The sequence below is a fragment of the Dietzia sp. DQ11-71 genome, assembly GCF_014144995.1.
GTDB lineage: Bacteria > Actinomycetota > Actinomycetes > Mycobacteriales > Mycobacteriaceae > Dietzia > Dietzia kunjamensis.
On sequence record NZ_JAALDT010000135.1, the window covers coordinates 1 to 2,150 of the forward strand.

Annotated in this window: 1 protein-coding gene and 1 pseudogene; one reads left to right on the plus strand and one right to left on the minus strand. The window is 69.3% G+C overall.

Annotation, left to right across the window (positions count from 1 at the left end):
• A pseudogene (locus G6023_RS05650) lies at nt 1-642 on the minus strand (hypothetical protein); the annotation flags it as partial.
• A gap of 409 nt (nt 643-1,051) precedes the next feature.
• Between G6023_RS05650 and G6023_RS05655 the strand changes: the two are divergent.
• On the plus strand, nt 1,052-2,150 hold a 1,099-nt coding region (locus G6023_RS05655), incomplete at its 3' end, for a UDP-galactopyranose/dTDP-fucopyranose mutase family protein (protein WP_182634382.1).

Below are 2,150 nucleotides of genomic sequence, written 5' to 3' on the forward strand. Positions count from 1 at the left end.
GCGGGTGGCCGCGACGTCCGCGTCAGCGGGGGCGGAATCAGCGGCGCCGGTATCAGCGGCGGCGGGAGCGGCGTCTTCGGTGGGCTTCGCGGGGGCCGGGGCGGCCTCGTCGTCGGGGACGGTGACCTCGGGCGCGTCGGCCAGCGAGGAGTCGGCGAGGTCGATCCCGGAGAGCGTGATCTGGACGGCGGTGGTGTCGGTCCCCAGATAGACGGGCTCGGTGCCACCGGTGCCGGTGACGCTCTCGCCCTTGCCGTCGGTGGACTCGGCCTCGTACCAGGGGCCCCACGAGCCGTCGGGGTTCTGGGCGCGCAGGGTGGCGACGGCGGCCGGGTTGTGCCCCTTCCACGTGACGCCGGCCATCGAGAACGGTGTGTCGGAGGTGACCTGGCGGACCGTGGTGCCGCCGGAGGCGATGTCGGTCTCCACGCCGACGGCCGGAGGCGCCTCGGCCAGCGGGACCTCGGTCTCGGCGGTGGGCAGGGCGCTGCCCGCGGTGGTGGCGATGTCGTCGCCGGACTGGACGACCTGGTCCGCCCCGTACACGGCGAGGGGCGTGACGACGGACGCCGCGACCGCCACCGCCAGGGCGAGGGTCCGGCGTCGACCACTGATGTACAGGGGGCGGCGTCGTGTTCTCAAGGGCTTCTCCAGATCAGATGTCTGTGTCCCGAAGCTGCTCACCAGCGGGGCACAACTGCCCGGAGGCCGCGCCGGAGCGCGACCACTGGGACGAATGTGACGAACGAGGTCAATGTTATCCAAGAAACTCGTGAAACCAAGTGATAAAGACGTGAATATTGGGACTACAGGGATGTAGTTTCGAACCGGCGTACGACGGCGCCGACGCCCCACCTGCACCGTGGGCCACCGCGGTCGTCTCGAGAAGTCGTCCACCTCGTCGTCGTCGGCGTGCCCTGAACCCACCCCCGACCCGCCGGATACCCTGGGACCCGCACCCGCGCCGACCGGCGCGCGGTCAGGCGAGCGGCCGGCGGACGCACTACCCGGCGGACACCGCGGCGACGTACTACGGAAAGGCCCGACGGTTATGGCAGGCGAACGGCAGTGGGACACCTACGACCTCATCGTGGTGGGGTCGGGCTTCTACGGCCTGACCGTCGCCGAGCGGGCGGCGACCGAGCTCGGCAAGCGCGTCCTGGTGCTCGATCGGCGCCACCACATCGGCGGTAACGCCTACTCCGAGCCCGAGCCGGAGACCGGCATCGAGATCCACAAGTACGGCGCGCACCTGTTCCACACCTCCAACGAGCGGGTGTGGGAGTACGTCAACCGCTTCACCGACTTCACCGGGTACCAGCACCGCGTGTTCGCCATGCACAAGGGCACGGCGTACCAGTTCCCCATGGGCCTGGGCCTGATCAACCAGTTCTTCGGCCGCTACTACTCGCCCGACGAGGCCCGCGCGCTCATCGCCGAGCAGGCCGCCGAGTTCTCCGCCGAGGACGCGGCCAACTTCGAGGAGAAGGCCATCTCCCTGATCGGCCGCCCGCTGTACGAGGCGTTCATCAAGGACTACACGGCCAAGCAGTGGCAGACCGACCCCAAGAACCTGCCGGCTGGCAACATCACCCGCCTGCCCGTCCGGTACACGTTCGACAACCGCTACTTCAACGACACCCACGAGGGCCTGCCCGTCGACGGTTACACCGCGTGGCTGGAGAACATGGCGGCGGACGACAAGATCGACGTGGTGCTCGACACCGACTGGTTCGACGTCCGCGAGGCCGTCCGTGCCGCGAGCCCCGACGCGCCGGTGGTCTACACCGGCCCGCTGGACCGGTACTTCGACTACGCCGACGGCGAGCTGGGCTGGCGCACCCTGGACTTCGAGACCGAGGTGCTGCCCACCGGCGACTTCCAGGGCACCCCGGTGATGAACTACAACGACGCGGAATACGACTACACCCGCATCCACGAGTTCCGCCACTTCCACCCGGAGCGCAAGAACTACCCCACCGACAAGACGGTGATCATGCGCGAGTACAGCCGCTTCGCCGAGCGCGACGACGAGCCGTACTACCCGATCAACGAGTCCACCGACCGTGAGCGGCTGGCCGCCTACCGCGAGCGGGCCAAGGCCGAGACCGCCGCCAACAAGGTGCTCTTCGGCGGCCGGCTGGGCACCT